Annotated in this window: 23 protein-coding genes and 1 pseudogene; 9 read left to right on the top strand and 15 right to left on the bottom strand. The window is 63.7% G+C overall.

Annotated features, from left to right (window positions below; genetic code table 11):
- Window positions 1-59: 59 nt before the first annotated feature.
- The 9 genes from PG881_RS02020 to nudF all read right to left on the bottom strand — a co-directional run bounded on the left by PG881_RS02020 (window position 60) and on the right by nudF (window position 6862).
- Complete coding sequence (locus PG881_RS02020) at window positions 60-2069, bottom strand: FUSC family protein (RefSeq protein ID WP_101149789.1); 2010 nt, start codon at window positions 2067-2069, stop codon at window positions 60-62.
- A 1-nt stretch (window position 2070) separates the two neighbouring features.
- Entirely contained in the window at window positions 2071-2937 is an 867-nt protein-coding gene (locus PG881_RS02015; RefSeq protein WP_016352082.1) for an efflux RND transporter periplasmic adaptor subunit, read from the bottom strand.
- Window positions 2930-3199 (bottom strand): DUF1656 domain-containing protein, encoded by a 270-nt coding sequence (locus PG881_RS02010; RefSeq protein WP_011707471.1) that lies wholly within the window; start codon window positions 3197-3199, stop codon window positions 2930-2932. The genes PG881_RS02015 and PG881_RS02010 overlap by 8 nt, the downstream gene beginning before the upstream one ends.
- A gap of 66 nt (window positions 3200-3265) precedes the next feature.
- Window positions 3266-3667 carry a GFA family protein gene (locus tag PG881_RS02005; protein ID WP_011707472.1) on the bottom strand — a complete coding sequence of 134 codons (402 nt, stop codon included), beginning with the start codon at window positions 3665-3667 and terminating at the stop codon, window positions 3266-3268.
- A 37-nt stretch (window positions 3668-3704) separates the two neighbouring features.
- Entirely contained in the window at window positions 3705-4328 is a 624-nt protein-coding gene (locus PG881_RS02000) for an NUDIX hydrolase (protein ID WP_101149790.1), read from the bottom strand.
- A gap of 2 nt (window positions 4329-4330) precedes the next feature.
- Window positions 4331-4918 carry a YqiA/YcfP family alpha/beta fold hydrolase gene (locus PG881_RS01995; RefSeq protein WP_101149791.1) on the bottom strand — a complete coding sequence of 196 codons (588 nt, stop codon included), beginning with the start codon at window positions 4916-4918 and terminating at the stop codon, window positions 4331-4333.
- 9 nt (window positions 4919-4927) lie between these two features.
- Window positions 4928-5746: a 3',5'-cyclic-AMP phosphodiesterase gene (gene cpdA, locus PG881_RS01990; RefSeq protein ID WP_011707475.1), complete on the bottom strand. Its 819-nt coding sequence runs from the start codon at window positions 5744-5746 to the stop codon at window positions 4928-4930.
- Between the two features lie 26 nt (window positions 5747-5772).
- Window positions 5773-6219, bottom strand: coding sequence for a DUF1249 domain-containing protein (locus tag PG881_RS01985; RefSeq protein ID WP_101149808.1), 447 nt, complete (start codon window positions 6217-6219; stop codon window positions 5773-5775).
- A 1-nt stretch (window position 6220) separates the two neighbouring features.
- Window positions 6221-6862, bottom strand: coding sequence for an ADP-ribose diphosphatase (gene nudF, locus PG881_RS01980; RefSeq protein WP_180807529.1), 642 nt, complete (start codon window positions 6860-6862; stop codon window positions 6221-6223).
- Window positions 6863-7166: 304 nt separating this feature from the next.
- On the opposite strand from nudF, the gene tolC reads away from it, so the two are divergent.
- Window positions 7167-8492 carry an outer membrane channel protein TolC gene (gene tolC, locus PG881_RS01975; protein WP_024944694.1) on the top strand — a complete coding sequence of 442 codons (1326 nt, stop codon included), beginning with the start codon at window positions 7167-7169 and terminating at the stop codon, window positions 8490-8492.
- A gap of 103 nt (window positions 8493-8595) precedes the next feature.
- On the opposite strand, the gene hldE is transcribed toward tolC, so the two are convergent.
- Window positions 8596-10023 carry a bifunctional D-glycero-beta-D-manno-heptose-7-phosphate kinase/D-glycero-beta-D-manno-heptose 1-phosphate adenylyltransferase HldE gene (hldE, locus tag PG881_RS01970; RefSeq protein ID WP_270797878.1) on the bottom strand — a complete coding sequence of 476 codons (1428 nt, stop codon included), beginning with the start codon at window positions 10021-10023 and terminating at the stop codon, window positions 8596-8598.
- A gap of 305 nt (window positions 10024-10328) precedes the next feature.
- Between hldE and lpxL the strand changes: the two genes are divergently transcribed.
- Together lpxL and PG881_RS01960 are read left to right on the top strand one after the other, a co-directional pair.
- Window positions 10329-11252 (top strand): LpxL/LpxP family Kdo(2)-lipid IV(A) lauroyl/palmitoleoyl acyltransferase, encoded by a 924-nt coding sequence (lpxL, locus tag PG881_RS01965; protein WP_029304767.1) that lies wholly within the window; start codon window positions 10329-10331, stop codon window positions 11250-11252.
- A 152-nt stretch (window positions 11253-11404) separates the two neighbouring features.
- Window positions 11405-11872: an energy transducer TonB gene (locus PG881_RS01960; protein WP_011707480.1), complete on the top strand. Its 468-nt coding sequence runs from the start codon at window positions 11405-11407 to the stop codon at window positions 11870-11872.
- 109 nt (window positions 11873-11981) lie between these two features.
- Here PG881_RS01960 and PG881_RS01955 read toward each other — a convergent pair whose 3' ends face one another.
- Window positions 11982-12941, bottom strand: a complete 960-nt coding sequence (locus tag PG881_RS01955) for a CYTH domain-containing protein (protein ID WP_270797877.1) — start codon at window positions 12939-12941, stop codon at window positions 11982-11984.
- 169 nt (window positions 12942-13110) lie between these two features.
- Here PG881_RS01955 and PG881_RS01950 point away from each other — a divergent pair, with 169 nt between their 5' ends.
- The 3 genes from PG881_RS01950 (at window position 13111) to ybaK (ending at window position 15698) form a co-directional block, all read left to right on the top strand.
- A complete protein-coding gene (locus tag PG881_RS01950) occupies window positions 13111-13791 on the top strand; it encodes a TIGR00153 family protein (RefSeq protein WP_039214024.1) in 681 nt (226 codons plus the stop codon).
- Window positions 13792-13814: 23 nt separating this feature from the next.
- Window positions 13815-15080, top strand: a complete 1266-nt coding sequence (locus tag PG881_RS01945; protein ID WP_016352095.1) for an inorganic phosphate transporter — start codon at window positions 13815-13817, stop codon at window positions 15078-15080.
- Window positions 15081-15227: 147 nt separating this feature from the next.
- On the top strand, window positions 15228-15698 hold the full coding sequence (gene ybaK / locus PG881_RS01940; RefSeq protein WP_016352096.1) for a Cys-tRNA(Pro) deacylase: 471 nt from the start codon (window positions 15228-15230) through the stop codon (window positions 15696-15698).
- A 51-nt stretch (window positions 15699-15749) separates the two neighbouring features.
- On the opposite strand, the gene PG881_RS01935 is transcribed toward ybaK, so the two are convergent.
- The 3 genes from PG881_RS01935 to PG881_RS01925 are packed head-to-tail and all read right to left on the bottom strand — an operon-like array spanning window position 15750 to window position 17390.
- The gene (locus tag PG881_RS01935) at window positions 15750-16478 is read right to left on the bottom strand and encodes a GNAT family N-acetyltransferase (protein WP_039214023.1); all 729 of its coding nucleotides are present in this window, start codon (window positions 16476-16478) and stop codon (window positions 15750-15752) included.
- Complete coding sequence (locus tag PG881_RS01930; protein ID WP_017409504.1) at window positions 16468-16905, bottom strand: rhodanese-like domain-containing protein; 438 nt, start codon at window positions 16903-16905, stop codon at window positions 16468-16470. The genes PG881_RS01935 and PG881_RS01930 overlap by 11 nt, the downstream gene beginning before the upstream one ends.
- A 17-nt stretch (window positions 16906-16922) precedes the next feature.
- Window positions 16923-17390, bottom strand: a complete 468-nt coding sequence (locus PG881_RS01925; RefSeq protein ID WP_039214022.1) for an OsmC family protein — start codon at window positions 17388-17390, stop codon at window positions 16923-16925.
- Between the two features lie 128 nt (window positions 17391-17518).
- Here PG881_RS01925 and pdxR point away from each other — a divergent pair.
- Window positions 17519-18947, top strand: a pseudogene (gene pdxR, locus PG881_RS01920) (MocR-like pyridoxine biosynthesis transcription factor PdxR).
- 15 nt (window positions 18948-18962) lie between these two features.
- Here pdxR and PG881_RS01915 read toward each other — a convergent pair.
- Entirely contained in the window at window positions 18963-19856 is an 894-nt protein-coding gene (locus tag PG881_RS01915; RefSeq protein WP_270797876.1) for a LysR family transcriptional regulator, read from the bottom strand.
- Between the two features lie 127 nt (window positions 19857-19983).
- Here PG881_RS01915 and PG881_RS01910 point away from each other — a divergent pair, with 127 nt between their 5' ends.
- Both PG881_RS01910 and PG881_RS01905 read left to right on the top strand, forming a co-directional pair.
- Entirely contained in the window at window positions 19984-20385 is a 402-nt protein-coding gene (locus tag PG881_RS01910; protein WP_270797875.1) for a CidA/LrgA family protein, read from the top strand.
- Entirely contained in the window at window positions 20378-21067 is a 690-nt protein-coding gene (locus tag PG881_RS01905; protein ID WP_011707492.1) for an LrgB family protein, read from the top strand. Before PG881_RS01910 ends, PG881_RS01905 begins: the two co-directional genes overlap by 8 nt.
- The last annotated feature ends 51 nt before the right edge of the window (window positions 21068-21118 follow it).

Below are 21118 nucleotides of genomic sequence, written 5' to 3'. Positions count from 1 at the left end.
GACAAACCCGGCGGCGGCAAAGCTTGATCCGGACGGGGTAAGTCACCCCGCCGGCCCGTTCAGCGCGCCTCGACCGCCACCGGCAGCGCCTGCTGCAACTGGGAGAGCGAGCTGTGCAGCCGCCACACCATGCCGGCCAGCTCCCGCGCCGTCGGCTCCCTGTGGTTGGCCAGGGCCGCGCTGATCCGCTGCAGCTCGGCCAGGGTGCGACCCAGGGAGGCGTGCTGCACCCCCTGCTCGGTGAGGATCCCCTGCAGAGAGCGGATGCAGTTGTCGCGCACCAGGTAGAGGGGCTGATCCTCGCCGCGCCACTGGCGCAGCTGCCAGACGATGTGGCTGCAGTTGAGCAGCACCACGCCCCAGCGCAGCACCCAGAGACGGGCGGTCTGATCCTGGCTCTGGCTGAGCTGGCTGATGCAGTGGTAGATGAGCGATTCGAACTGGCTCTCGCTCTGGCGCGGGGCCGGCTTCAGCTGATCCATGAAGTGGCGGCGCAGGGAGCGGATCAGGCGGCGGCTCTTGCGCCGATCCGAGCTCGGTCGCAGCAGCTGGAACGCCAGTCCGGCGCTCATCACCCCCAGCGCCTGCCCCAGGCTGCCGTTGATGTACTGCAGGTAGTCGTAGCTCGGCGGATTGGTGATGGCGAGAAAGGAGCCGAGCAGCACGATGAGCTGGCCCCACAGCACCGCCTGCCTGGGCTGTTGCTGCTTAAACAATTGCATGGTGATGAGCACGGGGAACAGCAGAGCGCAGAAGAGCCAGAAGTCGTCGAGCCGGATCATCAGGCCGAACTTGACCGCGAAGCAGATGAGGCTCAGCAGCAGGATCGCCTTGAGCATGGTGTTGGCCCCCTTGGCAGGCGCCGGGGTGGCCGAGTAGAGCACGCAGCAGATGGAGAGCAGGGTCAGCGCCGAGCTGCCCGCATCCCACTGGCTGTGGATCCAGAAGGCGCAGCCGAGCAGCACGCAGAGGAAGGTGCGCCCGCCGTTGTAGGCCGCCTCCAGCGTGTCGGTGTGGCTGGTAAGCGAAGAGTGGCGCGGCGGTGCCGGCCACTCCTGATCGTCGTAACGGGCCAGCCGATCCAGCCAGCGCTGACACTCCAGATAGCTCCAGCAGAAGTGGCGCAGCCGCCGCCAGAAAGTGTGAAGCCGGTAGTCGCTGGCCGCCGTCGGCACCAAGGGGGCCAGCAGCCGGGCGATGCGGTACTTGTCGCAGCCGGGCTGGCCCAGCTCGGCCAGCAGCCGCTCCAGCAACGCCTGCAACCCCTCCGGTTGCGCCGGCCAGTTGTGCAGCATGCGGCGCTGGCTGGAGATAAGGCTGATGAGCCGCAGCTGGCGGTGCAGCAGGAAGTTGAGCAGCCGGTTGTGGCGGCGCAGCCGATGGTGGCTCCAGACCGCCTGGATGCGCAGTACGTTCATGGTGAGGATCTGGCCGATCAGCCCCTCGTGGGCGGTGCGCACCTCCGGGCTCGCCTCCCCCAGCCAGAGCAGCTGGGCATGCTCCAGCAGGCGGGCCTGGGTCTTGTGCAGCGACTGCAGCAGGGTCTCGCCATCGGAGGTGCTGGGCAGGATCATCATCAGCAGGCCGCCGCAGAGGATGCCGATGATCACCTCGCTCACCCGGGCCTGGGCAATGTCGAAGATGTGCTGCGGGTCGGTCACGTTGACGCAGGAGAAGGCGATGATGGCAGCGGTGTAGCCCGCCAGCGCAAAGGCGTAGGAGACGTTGTTCTGATGGTGGTTGGAGATGTAGGTACAGAGCGCCAGCCAGAGCGCGATGAGGAAGCTGAACAGCCAGGGATCGCTGATGCCAAGGCCGGTGATCACCACCGCCGCCATCGCGCCAATCAAGCTGCCCACCACCCTCCCTAGACTCTTGCTGATGACCCCGCCCACGGTGGGAAAGCTCACCACGGCCGCTGAGGTCATCGCCCAGTAGGGGGAATCCAGCTCCAGCACGAAGGCCAGCCAGAGCGACAGGCACATGGCCAGGCTGTTGCGCAGGGCGTAGCGCCACTGGCCGCCATTGGCCTTGCCCCAGGGGGTCTGGCGCCAGAGCGAGGCGGCCACCTTACTCCCCTATGGTGATGGTGCAGGTGGTGCCTGCAATCAGCGTCAGCCCGGGCGGCACCTCCAGCAGCTTGATCCGCACCGGCACCCGCTGGGCCAGCCGCACCCAGGGCACATTGGGTTTGACGTCCAGCAGCAGGTTGTCGGCTCCCTCCACGCTCTGATCGTGGATGGCACGCCCTATGCTCTCCACTTCGCCGCGCAGCCGCTGCTCCCCGCTGTAGAGCACCACCTCGGCCGGTTTGCCCGGCGCTATGTGCCTGAGCTTGGTCTCCTCGAAGTAGCCCTGCACGTAGAAGGAGTGAATGTCCACCAGCGCCACCAGCGGCACGCCGGCGCTGGCATAGTTGCCGACCCGGGTCTGCAGGTTGGTGATGTAACCATCGCTCGCGGCATGCACCCGGGTCTTGGCCAGCGACCATCTGGCCTGCTCCAGATTGGCCTGGGCCACCTGGTAGGCCGCCTTCATCGCCTGGGCATTGAGGCGGGCCTCATCCACCGCCTCGGCGGAGATGACGCTGCGCGACAGGCCGCTGCGCCGGTTCGCCTCGTGCTCCGCCTTGTCGAGATCCGATTTGGCCTTGGCCAGCGCCGCCTGGGCGTTGTCCAGCGCGATCCGGTAGGGCTCGGGATCCAGGGTAAAGATCTCCTCCCCCGCCTTGACCAGCTGGTTGTCCTTCACCGCTATCTTGATGATCTTGCCCGACACCTCGGGAGTGATGCTGACCAGCTCGGCCCGCACCTTGCCATCCCGGGTCCAGGGCCCCTGCATGTAGTAGTTCCACAGCCACCAGCCCGCCGCCAGCGCCAGCGCGCAGACCAGCAGGGTAGAGAAGTATTTGAGGGTCGCGAGGGGTGATTTAGCCATGTAGCAATATCCATAGGGCGCCGCTGACGGCGAGGATAAACAGGGAGAGATCCATCAGCAGGGGATGCCAGACATCCCCGCCGTAGAGCCAGTCACGCAGCAGGTGGTGCACCGGCAGCCAGCCCAGCAGGCCGAGCAGAACCGCTTTGAACAGGGGCGGAAAGTAGAGAGAGGCGCCCAGGATCAGATCCGGCAGTGCTGAAGTTGTCACAAGCGGGCTCCCTGTTGGCAAGCGAGATAATGCGGACTCACGGCCCGCCATGCGGCGGGTCTGGCAAGACTATCACAGCCCCGCAAGGCGCTACAGGAGCAGATGAGACCCTGTCGGTCAGACCAGCCGATCCGCCGGATGGTTGATGCCATCGAGCAGCGGAACCTCGCCCAGCTCGAATGGATTGACGCCTTCGAGGCAGGCGAGATTGTAACCATATTGGGCCGGATTGGAGCGGCGCTGATGGTGGGTGTAGATGCCACAGATGCTGCAGAAGTAGTGTTTGGCGGTGCGGGTATTGAACTGGTAGCAGCGCAGCACATCCTCCCCTTGCAGGATGCGGATGCCGGCCAGCGGCACCGAGGCGACGATGGCGCCCCGGCGCCGGCAGAGCGAGCAGTCGCAGCGGCGCGGATCCACCACGCCGTCCGGCAGGGTCAGCTCCAGCACCACGGCGCCGCAGTGACAGCTGGCCTTGTGCCGCTCCTGAATGGGGGTATTGCCGATGCGCTTGATCATGCTGCCTCCTTGCAGACGGGCTCAGGTTCCGAGCCAATCAATCGAACAGAGTATCCCGCCGCCCCTGCAGCAAGTGCTCATGGAGGGTGCGCAGCTGGGACGCCACCACCCGATGGCGGGAGAGCGGGGGCAAGTCGTCGATGGGGAAGTACCCCGCCCCTTTGGTTTCATCGGTTTCGCCCAGCAGCTGGCCGCCGGTCGCCTCGCACAGAAAGAACGCCTTGTGAGCGTGGGGCAGCTGGGGTGGATGAGGGTGCTTGAGCTTGTCGAACAGCGCCAGCAGTTGCACGGCCCGACACGCCAGGCCGGTCTCCTCCACCACTTCGCGCACCACGGCCTCCGCCGGCGAGTCACCGATGTCGCACCAGCCCCCCGGCAGGGTCCAGCAGCCGTCGCTGCGCTCCTGCACCAGCAGGATATGGCCTGCATCGTTCTGAATGAAGGCCCGCACATCGAGCTTGGGGGTGGGATAACCGCGATCGAGGGCGATCCAGCCGCTGATGGCTTCCGGTGCCAGCTCGCTCTGGCTGGCGATGAGCGCCACCGTGGCCGCTCGCAGCGCCTCGAAGCGGCCGATGTCGAAGGGATCGTTGGAGTAGGTGAGCCCAGCCTGCGCCGTGGCCAGCACCTGTTCCAGAAAGGTGGCCAACGGCGGCTGCATGGCTAGAGCCCGAGGAAGCGGACGATCTGGGCGGGGTAGCGTTCGAACGCCACGAAGGCGTGATCGCCACCGCACTCCAGCGAGAGACGGGCAAAGCGGTATTCGTCCAGCGCCTTGCGATAGTCGAGCACCTCGTCTTCCTGCTGTTGCAGCACCCAGAGTCGCTCGGGGGCGCTCACCGGCACCGCCAGCGCCCGCAGCTCATTCATGTGTTCAGGCAGCAGTTGATACTGCTCCCCCGTGTAGGGGTTGGTCTGGGGGCCGAGGTAGTCGCAGAGCAGCTCGTGCGGGCGTACCGCCGGGTTGATCAGGGCGGCGTGGCAGCCGTAGCGCTCGCTGACCCGGGTCGCCATAAAGCCGCCGAGGGAGCTGCCCACGGCGCCAAGCTTGAATTCGTTGCCATAACGGCTCTGCAGATCGGCAATGGTCTGCTCGATGGCCGCCCAGGCCGCCGCCGGCGTGTTGGGCTGGGCCGGGATCACCACCTCGATATCGGGTCTGCGCTCAGCCACCCAGGCAGCCATCTGCTGCGCCTTGGCAGAACCGGGCGAGGAGTTGAAACCGTGCAGGTAGAGGAGTACGGGCTTCATCGCGACTCCTCAATAACCGGTGGCATTGGGGTCGGGCACAAACTGCCCCACCGGCAGACGCCACACCTGGCTGGCGATACGGCCATCCGGGTAGAGGGTGAGGTAGCGCCAGCCCGGGCCGGATTCGTCCAGCGCGAAGCCATCAGAGAGCGGTTTGAACTGGATGCAGGTGGAGGGGCTGGCGATCAGCCTCACCCCGCGGTGCACCTCGTCAAACTCCTGGTGGACATGGCCGAACAGAATGGTCTTCTGCTGCGGGTGGCGAGCCAGCACGGCAAACAGATCGTCGGCATTCTTGAGATTGTGCTGATCGAGCCAGGCACAACCCACCGGCACCGCCTGATGGTGCAGGGCGATCAGGGCATGGCGCTCGGGATGCTGGCGCAGCGCCTGATCCAGCGCCGCCAGCTGGTGATCCCCCAGCACCCCGTGAGGTTTGCCGCGCACCTGGGTGTCCAGCAGGATCACCTGCCAGTGCTCGCCCACCAGCTGCTTGGCCTCGCTGATGCCGGCCGCGTGCAGGTATTCGGTCATCAGGGGGCCGTCGTCGTGGTTGCCGGGCAGCCAGTAGATGGGGCGCGCCAGCGGCGCCATCATGGAGGCGAAGCGCTGGTAGGACTCCGGACTGTGATCCTGGGAGAGATCCCCGGTGGCGAGGATCAGATCGAACGGATGGTCATTGGCCTGCACCCGTTCCAGCACGGCAGCCAGGCTCTCGGCAGTGCGCACGGCCAATAGCCGCCCCTCGGCACTCGCGAAGAGGTGGGTGTCGGTAATTTGCAACAGGCGCACACTGCCGTCCTGCGCCTGGGGTAGCTCTGTTTCCAAAATCACGCTTCTTTTTATGAGTTCAACTAGAGGATGTTTATCAGGCTGGTACCATGTCTGAGACAAAATTTTAGCCAATCGGCCAGAAACAGGTTTACCTGCTCCTTTTCATCCCGCTGGTGCATATTTTTATTGGGATAATCATAACGTGGTTGCAACCTTGAAATCTGTTGCGCCGCACACACTTCCGCCATCCGCACGTCATGGTACAAACGAATCTCTATCCGGGCCTGCAAATAACTCGGCAATTCCGGGTTGTGCTGGGCCAGGATCACCTGGCTGGTGAAGCGACTCTCCTCGCTCACCGTGAGCTGGAATTGCAGGCCGTTGCCCACCTGATAGCGGCGTTCGGCGCCGACACTGCCGCCCGGGGGCAGCAGTTTCATCAGGGTCATGTAGTTGACCTCGCAGGTACGCTGCAAGGACATCAAATCAGGCACATAGCGCTTGGCCTGGGAATGAACGAGCGCCACCTTAGCGCCCCGCCAGCCAGCGGGCACGCAGCTCGCCGTGATTGAGGGCCAGCCACTGCAGGGCGATGACGGAGACGGCGTTGTCGATGCGCCCCTCTTTGAGCCAGGCATAGGCCTGCTCGCGGCTCACCACGTGAACCCGGATGTCTTCACCCTCTTCCGCCAGACCATGGATCCCCTCGGCCTTGCTGGCATCCACCTCGCCCACGTAGACCTCGATACGCTCGGTGCTGCCGCCCGGGCTCACCAGATAGCTGATGGCGTGCTCGCAGCGGCCGACCTCGATGCCAGCCTCTTCCACAGCTTCGCGCCGCACCACCTCTTCAGCGACCTCGCCCGGGTCTATGATGCCGGCCACCAGCTCCAGCAGCCAGGGGGTGGCGCTGGTCTCGATGGCGCCGATACGGAACTGCTCCACCAGCACGATCTGGTCGCGCACCGGGTCGTAAGGCAACAGGGCCGCGGCATGACCGCGCTCGAACAGCTCGCGGACGATGGGCTCGTTCCAGCCCCCAGCAAATAACCTGTGCTGCAGACGATAGACGTTCACTTTGAAGAACCCGTTATATCCTGCTGATTTATCAATAATTTTCACGTCATCGGCAGAGTAGTGACGGGTTTGGGGCAAGGCTTGCTGCGACATACGAGACTCCCGCCAGCTTGACTTGGCTCGGTTAGACCATAAAATCCGGGAACATGAATGAACATTCATTCACTCGCTCCCGTCGGAGATGAGGGACGGATTTTAGCAGCCACAGGACATTTGGCTAGGCACGAGGGGGAGAAAACTCACCCTCGTTCTTGACGTTCCTGTCGCTGGAAAAGAGACAGTTATCATAAAATTTTGCTTATAGTAGAGTGATTAAGCTGCAATCAAGCTTGGTCGGTGACAATATTTGCCCTCTCCAGCAACCAGTTTGGGTTACTACATAAGGTTAAATCGATCTATGAAAAGAACACTTTTGTCCGTCATGGTGTTGCTGGGCGTCAGTGCCGGTGCCCATGCCGAAAACCTGCTCGACATCTACCAGCAAGCCCAGATCAAAGACCCGCAGTTGCTGCAGTCCAAAGCCGTTCGCGATCAGGCCTTCGAGAAGATCAACGAAACCCGTGCCCCTCTGCTGCCCCAGATCGATCTGGGTGCCGGGCTCAATTATCTGAAAAACAAGAACGATACCCAGAGCAACAACAACGCCAAGGGTGAAGTGACGCTGTCGCAGTCCCTCTATCGTCGCAGTAACTGGGTCAATCTGGATATCAGCGAGAAGCAGGCAACCCAGTCTGATGTCGCCTACAACCTCGAGATCCAGAGCCTGATGCTGCGTACTGCTCAGGCCTACTTCAACGTGCTCAAGGCGATGGATACCCTGGAGTTCGTGCGCGCCAACAAGGTTGCGGTAGAGCGTCAGCTGGAACAGACCCAACAGCGTTTCGAAGTGGGCCTGACCGCCATCACCGACGTCCACGAAGCCGAGGCCTCTCGTGACCAGGCGCTGGCGGACGAGATCAACGCCGAGAACTCGCTGGACAACAGCTACGAGACCCTGCGCGAGCTGACCGGTATCGATCACCGTCAGCTGGACGTGCTCAACACCGATCGTTTCAGCCCGCAGAAGACCGCCTTCGGCTCCGACAAGTGGCTGGAGCTGGCGCTGGACAAGAACCTGCAACTGCACAGTGCCCGCATCGGCAAGGACATCGCCAAGGAGCAGATTGACCTGGCCAAGACCGGCCATGAGCCGACTCTGGATCTGGGTGCCGGACTGCAAACCAGCAATACCGATTACAAGCTTGATAGCATGCCGGGCGGCAATGACAATCAGGCCAACATCGGCTTGACCTTCAAGCTGCCGCTCTACAGCGGTGGCGCCACTAGCTCCAAAGTGAAGCAGGCTCAGTACAACTACGTGGCAGCCAGCGAACTGCTGGAGAAGAACTTCCGCTCGGTGCAGAGCACGGTGCGTTCCTCCTACAACAACGTGAACGCCAGCATCGGCTCGGTACGCGCCTACAGCCAGTCCGTCATCTCCGCCGACAGCGCCCTGAAGGCGACCGAAGCGGGCTACGAAGTGGGTACCCGTACCATCGTCGACGTGCTGGACTCCACCCGCAAGCTGTACGAGGCCAAGCAGAAGCTCTCCGAAGCCCGTTACAACTACATCCTCAATATCCTGAGCCTGAAACAGGCTGCCGGGGTGCTGGAAGCGCAGGATCTGGTGGAAGTAAACCAGGGTCTGATGCCTGCCACTGCAAAAGCCAAGACCAAAGTCTGATAGTCGTTATCGGCAATGAAAAAGGCGACCATCAGGTCGCCTTTTTGTTATCCGGGTGTCGTCGCTTGCTGGCGATGGCCCCGGATAAACGGAGCCAGCAGTATTAGCCGCGTTCGCGGATGGTCTTGATGATGTCGCTGGTGGAGCAGCCATCCTCGAAGTTGAGGACCCGCACCTCGCCGCCGTTGGCGGTCACCTCGGCGTAGCCGGCAATCTCTTCCGGCTTGTAGTCGCCGCCCTTGACCAGCAGGTCCGGCAGCACCTCGGCGATCAGCCGCTGCGGAGTGTCCTCGGAGAAGGGCACCACCCAGTCCACGGCACCCAGCGCGGCCAGCACGGCCATCCGGCGCTCGGTCGGATTGACCGGACGACCCGGCCCCTTGAGGCGACGCACCGACTCGTCGGTGTTGACCGCCACGATCAGGCGATCCCCCAGCTTGCCGGCATTGGCCAGGTAGGAAACGTGACCGGCATGCAGGATGTCAAAGCAGCCGTTGGTCATCACCACCTTCTCGCCACGCAGACGGGCGGCCTGCACGGCAATCTTGAGCTGAGCTTCGGACATGACGCCAAAGCCGGTCTCCTGCTCGGTGTAGAGGGCGTTGGCCAGCTCGACCGGGCTGACGGTGGAGGTCCCCAGCTTGCCGACCACGATGCCGGCGGCGGTGTTGGCCAGGGCACAGGCTTCGTCCAGGCTCTTGCCGGCGGCCAGTGAGGTGGCCAGGGTGGAGATGACGGTATCACCGGCACCGGTCACGTCATACACCTCGTGAGCCTGGGCCGGCAGGTGCAGCTCGGGTTGGCCTTCGCGGATCAGGGTCATGCCGTTCTCGGAACGGGTGACCAGCAGGGCCTCCAGCTCGAAGCGCTTGACCAGCTCCAACCCCTTGGCAACCAGCTCCTCTTCACTCTTGACCTTGCCCACCACGGCCTCGAACTCGGACATGTTGGGGGTCAGCAGGGTGGCGCCGCGGTACTTCTCGAAATCGGTCCCCTTGGGATCGACCAGCACCGGGATGCTGGCGGCGCGGGCGCGCTGGATCATGCCGGGCACGTCGTTGAGGGCACCCTTGCCGTAGTCGGAGAGGATCATCACGTCGCTGTGCGGCAGCGCCTGCTCGACCTTGCCCATCAGCAGGGTGGAGTCCACATCGTGGAAGGCCTCTTCAAAGTCCAGACGCAGCAGCTGCTGGTTGCGCGACAGCACGCGCAGCTTGGTGATGGTCGGATAGTCGGCCAGACGAACGAAGTCACAGGCGACCTTGACGCCAGCCATCTGGCCAGCCAGGGCATCGGCGGCCTCATCCTGACCGGTCAGACCCAGCAGCACGGCGTGGGCGCCCAGCGCGGCGGAGTTGAGCGCCACGTTGGCGGCGCCACCCGGGCGCTCCTCAATGTGTTCGACCTTGACCACGGGCACCGGTGCCTCGGGCGAGATCCGGCCGGTGGGGCCATGCCAATAACGGTCCAACATGACATCGCCAACGACCAGAACGCGGGCTTTTTCAAACTCGGGCAGGGTGATCTTCATCTGTATCGACTCTCAAAACCTGAAAAATCAGTCGCCGATTTTATCACACTCTTTTATTTGAGGGAGAAAAAGCAAACCTGCGGTTTCCATTTAAAGAAACCGGTAGTGACAATTCCCGTTACGCCAGTGAACCACCATCAGCCCCTCTGACCAGCACATAGCCATTCGCCCCCGACCCCGCTTTTCGGCTAGAATCCCCGCTTGCGAATAAAACGATCCGTTCAGGATCCCCACGTGCCTTTATCGCCTCCCCTTATTCGACCGGGCTTGCCCGGTGCATGGCGATTGCGAACAAGAGACTTTTCATGGCCCACGACAATGCTCCCCGCCTCGAACCCCACCTGTTTCATCCCCGCTACTGGGCCAGCTGGTTCGGCCTCAGCCTGCTCTGGCTGCTGGTGCTGCTGCCCTGGCGCAGCCAGATGTGGCTGGGACGCCAGCTCGGCAGTCTGGCCCGCAAGCTGCTGAAATCCCGCGTCAAGATTGCCCGCCGCAATCTGGAACTGGCGATGCCCGAGCTGACCAAGGATGAGCGCGAGAAACTGCTCAAGCAGAATTTCGAGAGTGTGGGCTGCGCCATCTTCGAAGTCGGCATGGCCTGGTTCTGGCCGGATTGGCGGATGCGCAACCTGATGAAGGTAGAAGGGGAAGAGCACGTCATCGCCGCCATGGAGAAGGGTCAGGGCATGCTGCTGCTCTCCTGCCATTTCCTCACGCTGGAACTCAACGCCCGCTGCTTCGGCCTGGTGCGGCCCGGGGTCGGCGTCTACCGTCCCAACACCAACCCGGTGCTGGAGTATGCCCAGTACCACGGTCGCTGCGCCTCCAACAAATACCTGGTGGACCGGATGGACGTGAAGGGGATGATCAAGGCGCTGCGCAACGGCGATGCGCTCTGGTATGCGCCGGATCATGACTACGGCAGCCATGCCAGCGTGTTCGTGCCCTACTTCGCGGTGGAGCAGGCTGCCACCATCACCGGCACCGCCACCCTGGCGCGGGTGAAGAACACCGTCACCCTGCCCTGCTACAACATCCGCACCAGCGAGGGTTACACCCTGCATATCGGGGCGCCGCTCGCCGACTATCCGAGCGGCGACGACCTGGTCGATGCGGCCCGCGCCAACCGCGAGATAGAAGCCGCCGTGCGCAAGGCGCCGGAGCAGTACATGTGGCTGCACCGCCGCTTCAAGACCAGGCCCAACCCGGACGATGCGGGCTATTACTGAATCGGAAAAAAACGAAAAAGCCGCCGAAAGGCGGTTTTTTCTGGCCTGTCGCCGGTAAAGGGTTTTCATTCGTGGCTGAATATTTTATTAATGGCCCTGCCGAGCGGCGGGCCCCAGCCCGCCAGCAATACCAATAACGAAGGGAAGCGAACATGAAAGCCACTCTTTTGCTGGGCGCCCTGTGCGCATTGACCGGCTGCAGCCAGCAGACCCACAGCGTCCATCTGACCTCCCTCCCCTTAAGCGATCTCAAGGAAGTGAACGCCCAGTGGAGCCCGCTCACCCGGATGGAGTCCCGCTACCCCAAAGAGGCTATTCTGGCCGGGCAGACCGGTTGCAGCTCGCTCGAGTACGTGATCAACCCGGCGGGACGGGCCGAACAGATCCGGGTGCTGGACAGCAGCGACCCGCAGTTCAGCGACGCCGCCATCGCCGTGCTGCAGCAGTGGCAATGGCAGGCCACCCCCACCAACTCGCAGCACATTCCGGTAAAATCCCGTACCCGCTTCGAATTCTGCATCGAGCATAACGGCCAGCCCTGCGACACCAGCGAACTGGAACTGCGCTGCCAGGGGGAAGACGTGGTGCGCAGCACCGGACTGATCTACACCCAGGTCTGAATCAGCCGCGCAGGCCTCCATTGCCAGCCCGCAGGCCCTATCAACAGTTAAAGAAAAAGGTGAGCCAGGCTCACCTTTTTGCATTGCAAACGCTGCGGCGCGCGGCTCATTACCCTTGTCGGTGCAGCCAGGCCGCGATGGCCAGTTGCAGGCGCACATAGTCGGCCTGAAGGAACAGGGCCGGCAACGCCTGCTGCCAGTCGGCCTGTCCGGCGACCGAGGCCAGCCGCGGCCCGAACCGGGTCAGCTCCACCAGCCAGTCCGCTGCCGGCAACCTGCCGGCCGCCTCGGCAATCAGGTCCATACCCAGGCGCAGCTGCTGCAACGCCAGCCCCTGTGCCTCGGCGTCTGTCTGTTCCAGCCAGTACTGCTCGTGATGCTGCCAGTGCTGCAGGCCGAGGGCGATACGCTCGGCCGCACTCAGGTCGGTCAGTGCAGGCAAGGCTTGCAGCGCCAGCGGCTTGCCGAGCCCAGCCAACCGATAACCGCGCTGGGCCTTGGACTGAGCCCCGAGCCTCAGGCCGCCAAGCCCGGCCAACTGCTCTGCCAAGCCGAACAGGGCGCTCGCCTCGCCGGATTTGAGCTCAAGCTCCAGCTCGTCGATGCGACTCTTGCCGAGCACGCCGACGATCTCCCCCTGATCCCAAGCCAGCTCGATTTCGGCCCCCGCGAAGGCGATCAACCAGTGGCGGCGCAGGAAGTCGGTACGAAACTGGGCCACCAGGGAGCCCTGTATTGCATCGCGGGTGGAAAGACTCGGCCAAATCTCGTCAGGAAAAGCGTCAAGCGCGGGCATATCGCCAGCGACCGGGGCATTGTATTCGGGTCTGGCATGCAGTCCGCCCACCGCCTGGCCCCGACATTTAATCGTCTGTTCGGCGAAATCATCGCTGCGACGGATCCGCAATCCCATCTCCAGGCGGCGCAAATCCAGCGCTGGCGTATCAAAATAGACATTGCCGAGCTCGGCTTGAGAGTTGGATATAATTTCCATTGAATTCAGAAGGTTGAAAAAAGGCTGTCGAATATCTCGGGAGACAAAAAACTTTATCTCGATCTCAGTTTGCATAGTCATTCCGGGCTGGCAGGCAACTTTGGGGGGCGTGATGCTAAGCGCGAGGATATAATGCCTGCGATACATCAGGATTAATTCACGGTTTTATTGATGGCGCAGTTCGGTTACCATGCGCCCCTCATAAAATCGTATCGAGTGTTTTTTCACCGACACAGGTTTGGCCATGCCAGTAAATACTATTTTGGGGCTTTTTGCCAAGTCCCCCATCAAGCCGCTGCAGAAGCATATCGTCAAGGTTCACCAGTGCTCCCAGCAGTTGATTCCCTTCTTTGATGCCGTTGCCGAAGACCGTTGGGAAGATGCCGAGAAGATCCGGCAGCAGATTGCCCAGCTGGAAAAAGAAGCGGACATCCTCAAGCGTGAAATTCGTCTGAAGCTGCCTCGCGGCCTGTTCCTGCCGGTTGCCCGTACCGACCTGCTCGAACTGCTGACCCAGCAGGACAAGATTGCCAACCGTGCCAAGGATATTTCCGGCCGCATGCTTGGCCGCAAAATGGAATTCCCCTCCGAGATGCGTGCCGATTTCATGGCCTATCTCAAACGCTGTATCGATGCGACCGCCCAAGCCGAGAAAGCCATCGGAGAACTCGATGAGCTGCTCGAAACCGGCTTTAAAGGACGTGAAGTTGAAATGGTTGCCGAGATGATCCACCAGCTGGATCTTATCGAGGACGATACTGACACCATGCAGATCGGGCTGCGCCAACAGCTGCAAGCCGTTGAGCAGAAATACAATCCGATCGACGTTATGTTCCTCTACAAGATCCTCGAATGGGTAGGTGACCTGGCAGATCAGGCCGAGCGCGTTGGCGCCCGTCTGGAACTGATGCTGGCTCGTTCGTAATCGACTGACTGGGTAAACACTGAATGGACATTATCGCGAATTACGGCACCACCCTGGTGCTCGTGGCGGCCTTGTTCGGCTTTTTGATGGCCTGGGGTATTGGCGCGAATGACGTCGCCAACGCCATGGGCACGTCGGTCGGCACCAAATCCCTGACCATCCGTCAGGCCATCATCATCGCCATGATCTTCGAGTTTGCCGGTGCCTATCTGGCCGGCGGCGAAGTGACCGCTACCATCCGCAACGGCATCATCGACAGCAACGCATTTGCCGATACGCCGGATCTGCTGGTGCTCGGCATGATCGCCTCCCTGCTGGCTGCGGGCGCCTGGTTGATCCTGGCCTCCTACTTCGGCTGGCCCGTCTCCACCACCCACTCCATCATCGGCGCCATCGTCGGTTTCGCCGTGGTGAGCATTGGCCCGGAAGCGGTGCAGTGGAGCAAGTTCGGCGGCATCGTCGGCTCCTGGATCATCACTCCGGCCATCTCGGGCGTCATCGCCTACTTCATGTTCATCAGCGTGCAGAAGCTCATCTTCAACACCGATGATCCGCTGAACAACGCCAAGCGCTACGTGCCTTTCTACATGTTCTTGACCGCGCTGGTGATCTGCCTGGTGACCATCAAGAAGGGGCTGACCCACGTCGGTCTGCACCTGACCGACGGCGAGGGCATCCTGCTCTCCATCGCCATCTCCATCGCGGTGGCGTTTGCCGGCTGGCTCTACATTCGTGGCCAGCAATACAACCCGCAGGATGACAGCAAGATGCACTTTGCCAACGTGGAGAAGGTATTCGGCATCCTGATGATCATCACCGCCTGTGCCATGGCCTTTGCCCACGGCTCCAACGACGTGGCCAACGCCATCGGCCCGCTCTCCGCGGTCGCCTCCATCGTGGCGGCCGGCGGCGAGATCGGCGGCAGCTCCCACATCGCCTGGTGGATCCTGCCGCTCGGCGGCATCGGCATCGTCATCGGTCTGGCCACCATGGGCGAGAAGGTGATGGCCACCGTCGGTACCGGCATAACCCACCTGACCCCGAGCCGCGGCTTCGCCGCCCAGCTGGCCACCGCCGCTACCGTGGTGATCGCCTCCGGCACCGGTCTGCCCATCTCCACCACCCAGACCCTGGTCGGTGCGGTCATGGGCGTGGGTCTGGCGCGCGGCATCGCGGCGCTGAACCTGGGCGTGCTGCGCAACATCGTGGTCTCCTGGGTCATCACCCTGCCGGCGGGCGCCATCCTGGCCATCGCCATCTTCTACGTGCTGCAGATCTGCTTCTCCTGAGGCGCGCTGCAATGAAAAGCCCGGGTCATTGACCCGGGCTTTTTTTATCTCGGTGCGCGCATCCACCCCTTGGGGATGCGAGCAACTTGCATCACCCGCCCCACAGGCGCAGACTGTTTGGCCTTGTTTCGACTCAAGGCACCCATCATGACGCCAGCCATCAACCTGCTGAAGAAGCTCAAGATCCCCCACAAGCTCTACCCCTACGAGTGCGAAGCCCACGACGACTTCGGCAAGCATGCCGCGACCCAGCTCGGCCTGCCGGAGGCCCAGGTGTTCAAGACCCTGATCGCCCATCACGACAAGCAGGCGGTGGTGGCCATCGTCCCCTCGTCCGGCCTGTGCAGCCTCAAGCAGCTGGCCAAGGCCACCGGTCTCAAGAAGGTGGAGATGATGAAGCCGGCGGAGGCGGAGAAGCTGACCGGCTACAAGGTCGGCGGCATCAGCCCGCTGGCCCAGAAGAAGCTTTTGCCCACCGTGCTCGACGACTCGGCCATGCAGTTTGACGAGATCCTGGTGAGCGGTGGCAAGCGCGGCCTCTCGGTGGGGGTAGCGCCCGCTGACATGCTGCGCCTGATGCAGTGGATTGCCGCCCCCATCGGCGAGCACCATGAGTAACGCCTGAAACGACAGAGGCCCCGCTGACGGGGCCTCTGTTATGTTGCCGGGTTAGTCGTTATTGGCTCGACAGGCGGCGGTCAGCTCGGATAGCCGCAACCGCTGCCTGCCGGCCTCATCGAAGTTCTCCTCCGCCAGCCAGCGCGCAAAGCAGGCCTGCAGCGCTGGCCACTCACTGTCGATCACCGAGAACCAGGCGGTATCGCGCGTGCGCCCCTTGTCCACCCGGCTCTGGCGAAAGGTCCCCTCGTAGCTGAAACCAAGGCGCAGCGCCGCCTGCCAGGAGGGCTGGTTGAAGGCATTGCACTTCCATTCATAACGCCGATAGCCGAGGGAAAAAGCATTGGCCATCATCAGCGCCATGGCCGCCGTCGCCAGCCGCGAACGCTGCAAGGCAGGGGAAAAGTGCAGCCAGCCCACCTCGATGCTGCCGGCCAGGGGGTCGATGCGCAGGTAGCTGGCCAGCCCCAGCGGCTGTTCACCATCCTGGTCGAAGATGGTGTAGAACTGGGGGTCGCTCTTGGCGGCGCACTCTCGCAGCCAGACCAGCATGTCAGCCTCTGTTGCGTAAGGGCCTGTGGTCAGGTAGGTCCACATGGCCCCGCTGTCGGCGCTGAAGGCCTGCCACAGGCCGGGGCCGTGACGCTCAGGATCCAGCGGTTCCAGCCGGCAACCCCAGCCGTTGAGGGGGCGACGGGGCGGAAACTCGGCGCCCCGCCAGTCTGGCAGCGGCGCACCGACCGGCTGGCCGAACTCGTTCAGATGGATATCAGCAGCCACAGGCAATCCCTCCCGTTTGCAGCACGCCCGCTTCGCTACCGGTGGCGACGGCAAAGCCGTCCTGCCGCCACCAGTGCAGCCCACCGATCAGCTCCTTGACCTGAAAACCGAGCGCCGCCAGCTTGTAGGCGCCCCGGGTCGAGCCGTTGCAGCCGATGCCGTCGCAATAGCAGACATAGACCTTGTCCCGCGCCAGCGCGGCCGTGGTGGCCGGGTTCATGGTGGCGTGGGGGAAGCTGATGGCACCGGGGATGTGTCCCTCGGCATAGTGACCGGCAGAGCGGGTGTCGATGACGACGATCCGCTCTTCGCCGGCCAGCAGATCGGCGGCCAGATCCGCCGGATCGGTGCGCAAGGCCAACTGGGCCTCGAAGAAGAGGCGGGCTTGTTCGGCACTGGCCAACCCGCTGCTCAATACATGACTCATAGTGACGCTCCTTGTACTCAAACCCGGATCCGGGTGGTGATGTCGGTGGTGACCGAGTTGGCGATGAAACACTCCTCGTGTGCCTGATGGTGCAACTGCTCCAGCGCGGCCAGATCCGGCTGACGTTCACCGCCGAACTGCACCAGCGGCAGCAGGGTGACCTGGGTGATGGCCTGACGACCGCGGGCATTGGCTTCCATGATGCCCACCGCCTCGTCCCGGTAGCTCTCCACCAGGTAACCCGCCCTGGCCGCCAGCCAGAGGAAGGTGAGCATGTGGCAGCTGGAGATCGCCGCGACGAAGGCCTCTTCCGGGTCGACGTTCTCGGCCACCGACCAGGGCAGCGGCACCACGTGGGGAGACGAGGAGGCGGGCACCCTGACGCCGCCGTCGAACTCCCACCAGTGGGCCCGGCTGTAACCTTGATCGACGAAGGGCTCGCTGGCCCCGCGCTGCCAGCTGATGGTGGCGCCGTATTGCGACATGCAGACTCCTTTCATTGCCAATAGTTGTGAATCCCGAACCTTGAGCCTCAATGTAGCGACATAATGGCCTTGCCACGCCGACCAATTTTGCCAATATGAGCAGACCAATTAGCGCCCGGGAGATCCCCATGCCTGCCCTGCCCACCCTGTTTGCCACCCAGCAAGCCAGCGATCTGCCGCTGCACGAACAGCTGGTCCGCACCCTGCGCTCGGCCATGCTGGCTGGCCACCTGCCCCAACACAGCCGGCTGCCCGCCAGCCGCATGCTGGCCGCCGATCTGGGGGTCTCCCGCAGTACGGTGGAGCTGGCCTATGGCCGGCTGGAAGCGGAGGGCTATCTGGTGCGCAAGGTGGGGGCCGGCAGCTTCGTGGCGCTGGCCGCGGTCTCCCCGACTCCGCGCCCGCCCCAGTCGGCGGCCGGTCTGTCGCGCCGAGGTCAGGAGATGGCCGACAGCGGCGCCTGTCACGACGTGCCCGAGGTGGGCCGCTCCTTTGCCTCCAGTCAGCCGGATCCCCGCCTCTTCCCGCAGGTTCTGTGGGGCCGGTTGATGCAGCAGCAGTGGCGCCGGCACGCCGGCGACTGGATGAATTACGGGGAGCCGCAGGGGCTGGAGGCGCTGCGTGGGCGCCATCAGCAGCTATCTGGTGCAATCGCGCGGCGTGGTGTGCGAGCCGGACCAGATCCTGATCCTCACCAGCTCCCAGCAGGGGATCCTGCTGGCAACCCAGCTGCTGATCGATGCCGGCGATACCGTCTGGGTGGAGGATCCCGTCTACCCCGGGGCCCGCACCGCCATGGAGAGTGCCGGCGCCCGGGTGCACCCGGTGCCGGTGGATGGAGAGGGGCTCAACCCACAGGGGGAACACCCGGCACCACGGCTCATCTACACCACGCCCGCCCACCAGTATCCTCTCGGCGTGCCCATGAGCCTGCCGCGGCGGATGGCGCTGCTGGCCGAGGCCGAGCGGCACAGCGCCTGGATCCTGGAGGACGACTACGACGGCGAGTACCAGTACGATCAGCGGCCGCTCCCCGCCCTGCAGGGGCTGGATAGTCAGGGACGGGTGCTCTACGTGGGCACCTTCAGCAAGGTGTTGTTCGGTTCGCTGCGCCTCGCCTACCTGGTACTGCCCAGGCCGCTGATGGAGTCCTTCTGTCGGGCCAGGGCCGCGGTCGATGGCCACAGCAACCAGCTGCTGCAGGCGGTGACCGCCGACTTCATCCGCGCCGGCCACTTCGCCACCCACCTGCGCCAGAGCCGGCTGGTCTATCAGAGCCGCCGCGACCTGCTGCTGGCCGAGCTGGCCAGCCACTGCCCCGCCCTCACCCCCATCCACAGCGGGGCCGGCCTGCAGTGCGCCGTGCTGCTGCCCCCCGGCGGCGAGGCGCGCTGGACAGAAGCCGCCAACGCACAGGGGTTGGGGCTACGCCCCCTCGGCCAGTTCTACCTGGGCCCGCCGACGCAGGAGGGGTGGCTGCTCGGCTTTGCCTCCCTCGACAACCAGGCCCTGCGCCGTCTCTGCCGCCAGCTGGGCAGCCTGCTGGCAAGCGGCTGAAGGCGGCCCGCCCGCTCAGCCTTGGGGGTCGGTTTGCCCCTGCTCGCGGCAGAGCGCCAGCCAGGCCTCGGCGGTACGAGAGAGGTAGCGCTCGCTCGGCCAGATCACCCCGAGCCGCCAGCTCAGCTCGGGCACCAGCGGTCGCAACACCAGCCCGTCCGGCGCCAGCCGCCGGCAGATGGGCTCGGGCAAAAAGGCGACCCCCATGCCGCTGCGCACCATGGCGGTGAGAAAGTCCCACTGGCTGCTGCGTGCCGCCACCTGGGGCTCGAAGCCGGCCGCTCGGCACGCCTGCTCCAGCCGCTCGCTCAGGGTGAAGGCCTGGGTGTAGAGCAAGAAGGGCTCGTCGCAGAGCGCCTCCAGCCGGATTTCAGAGCTATCGCGCCAGCGCGGCAGGTCGGGCAGCACCACCTGGATCGGGTACTGGTCCAGCTCCAGCGCACTGAGGGCGCCCCCCTCTTTGGTCGGCAGCATGGTGATGGCGAGATCCAGCTCCCCTTCCAGCACCGCCTGCTCGATGCGCCTGCCGCCGTACTCGACGATGGAGAGCTCGACCTTGGGGTAGCGACTGCGGTAGGCGCGGATCAGATCGGCATAGACGTGGCCCACCATGGGCGGAATGCCAAGCGCCAGCCGGCCGAATTGCAGGCTCTGCAGATCGGCGAGTTCCGCCTCCAGCTGCTGCATCTCGGCCAGGATGGTCTGGGCCCGGTTGAACAGCACCCGGCCGCTGTCGGTCAGGGTGAAGCGGCGTCCCGCTCGGCTCAACAGCGGCTGGCCCAGCTCCTCCTCCATGTTGCGGATCATCTTGCTGATGGTGGGCTGGGTGACGAACAGCTTCTCGGAGGCGCGGGTGAAACTCTGTTCCCGCACCAGTTCGACAAAGTAACGCAGGGCGCGGATGTCCATGGCTCTCTCCTGGCGGACGGCAAAACCTGATCATGCCTATTTTGCATGATTTTGATAATTTAAATTCATTTTTTGCAGGTTTGACCTCTCTCTATACTGTGAGCAAGTTCACAGAAAGACCTAGATCATGAAAGCCCTCTGCATTCGCTGGTTCCAGACCCCCTTCCAAATCGCCCTGCTGGCCGCCATCTGGCTGCTGTCGGATCTGGCGGTACGTACCTTTCATCTGCCGCTGCCTGCCAACCTCACCGGCATGCTGGCACTGCTGGCGTTGATCCTGCTCGGCGTGGTCAAGACCCACTGGTTCAGCGCCGGTGCCCGCTGGTTGCTGGCCGAGATGCTGCTGTTCTTCGTGCCGGCGGTGGTGGCGGTGGTCAACTATCAGGATCTGCTGCTGCAGGAGGGGTGGCGCATCATGGTGGTGCTGCTGCTCAGCACCATACTGGTGCTCGGCACCACGGCACTGGTGGTGGACCGGGTCTATCGCCTCGAGTTGAAACTGGCCCGCCGGAGTCGTCGTCATGTCTGATACCTTGCTCGGCCTGCTCTGCTTCGCCCTCACCCTGCTGTTCTACTACGCCAGCAAGTGGCTCTACGGCAAGAAACGCATCCTGCCCCTGATGCCGCTGCTGCTGGCCCCCACCCTGCTGGTGGCGGTGGTGATGCTGTTCCACATCCCCTATCAGGACTACATGGCCGAATCCCACTGGCTACTGTGGCTGCTGGGGCCGGCCACCGTCGCCTTCGCGGTGCCGGTCTACGAGAACCGCCAGCTCATTCGCCGCCACTGGTTGTCGCTGTCGGTGGGAGTGGTCGCCTCGGTGGTGATGGCGGTGGGCAGTACCGTGCTGCTGGCCCGCTGGCTCGATCTCTCCGACATGCTGCAGCGCAGTCTGGCGATGCGCTCCATTACCACCCCGTTTGCGGTGGAGGCGACCCGCGCCATCGGCGGCCAGACCGATCTCACCGCCCTGTTCGTGGTGCTGACCGGCGTCATCGGCATGGCGGTCGGTGAAAGCGTGCTCACCCTGCTGGCCATTCGCAGCCGACTCGGTAAGGGGGCGGGGTTTGGTGCCTCGGCCCACGGCGCCGGCACCGCCAAGGCCTATCAGATGGGTAATGAAGAGGGAGTGGTCTCCAGCATGGTGATGATGATCGCCGGCATGGTGACCGTGCTGCTGGCCCCCCTGCTCGGCCAACTGTTCTGGTAACCCGCGCGCCGGTAAAAGCCGGGTTTCCCGGGCCCAGGCCCCCAACCTTGG

Origin of the sequence: Aeromonas sp. QDB54, assembly GCF_027707385.1 — a bacterium.
GTDB lineage: Bacteria > Pseudomonadota > Gammaproteobacteria > Enterobacterales > Aeromonadaceae > Aeromonas > Aeromonas hydrophila.
The sequence above is the reverse complement of the archived record's forward strand: the minus strand, read 5'-3'. Positions and strand labels throughout refer to the sequence as shown.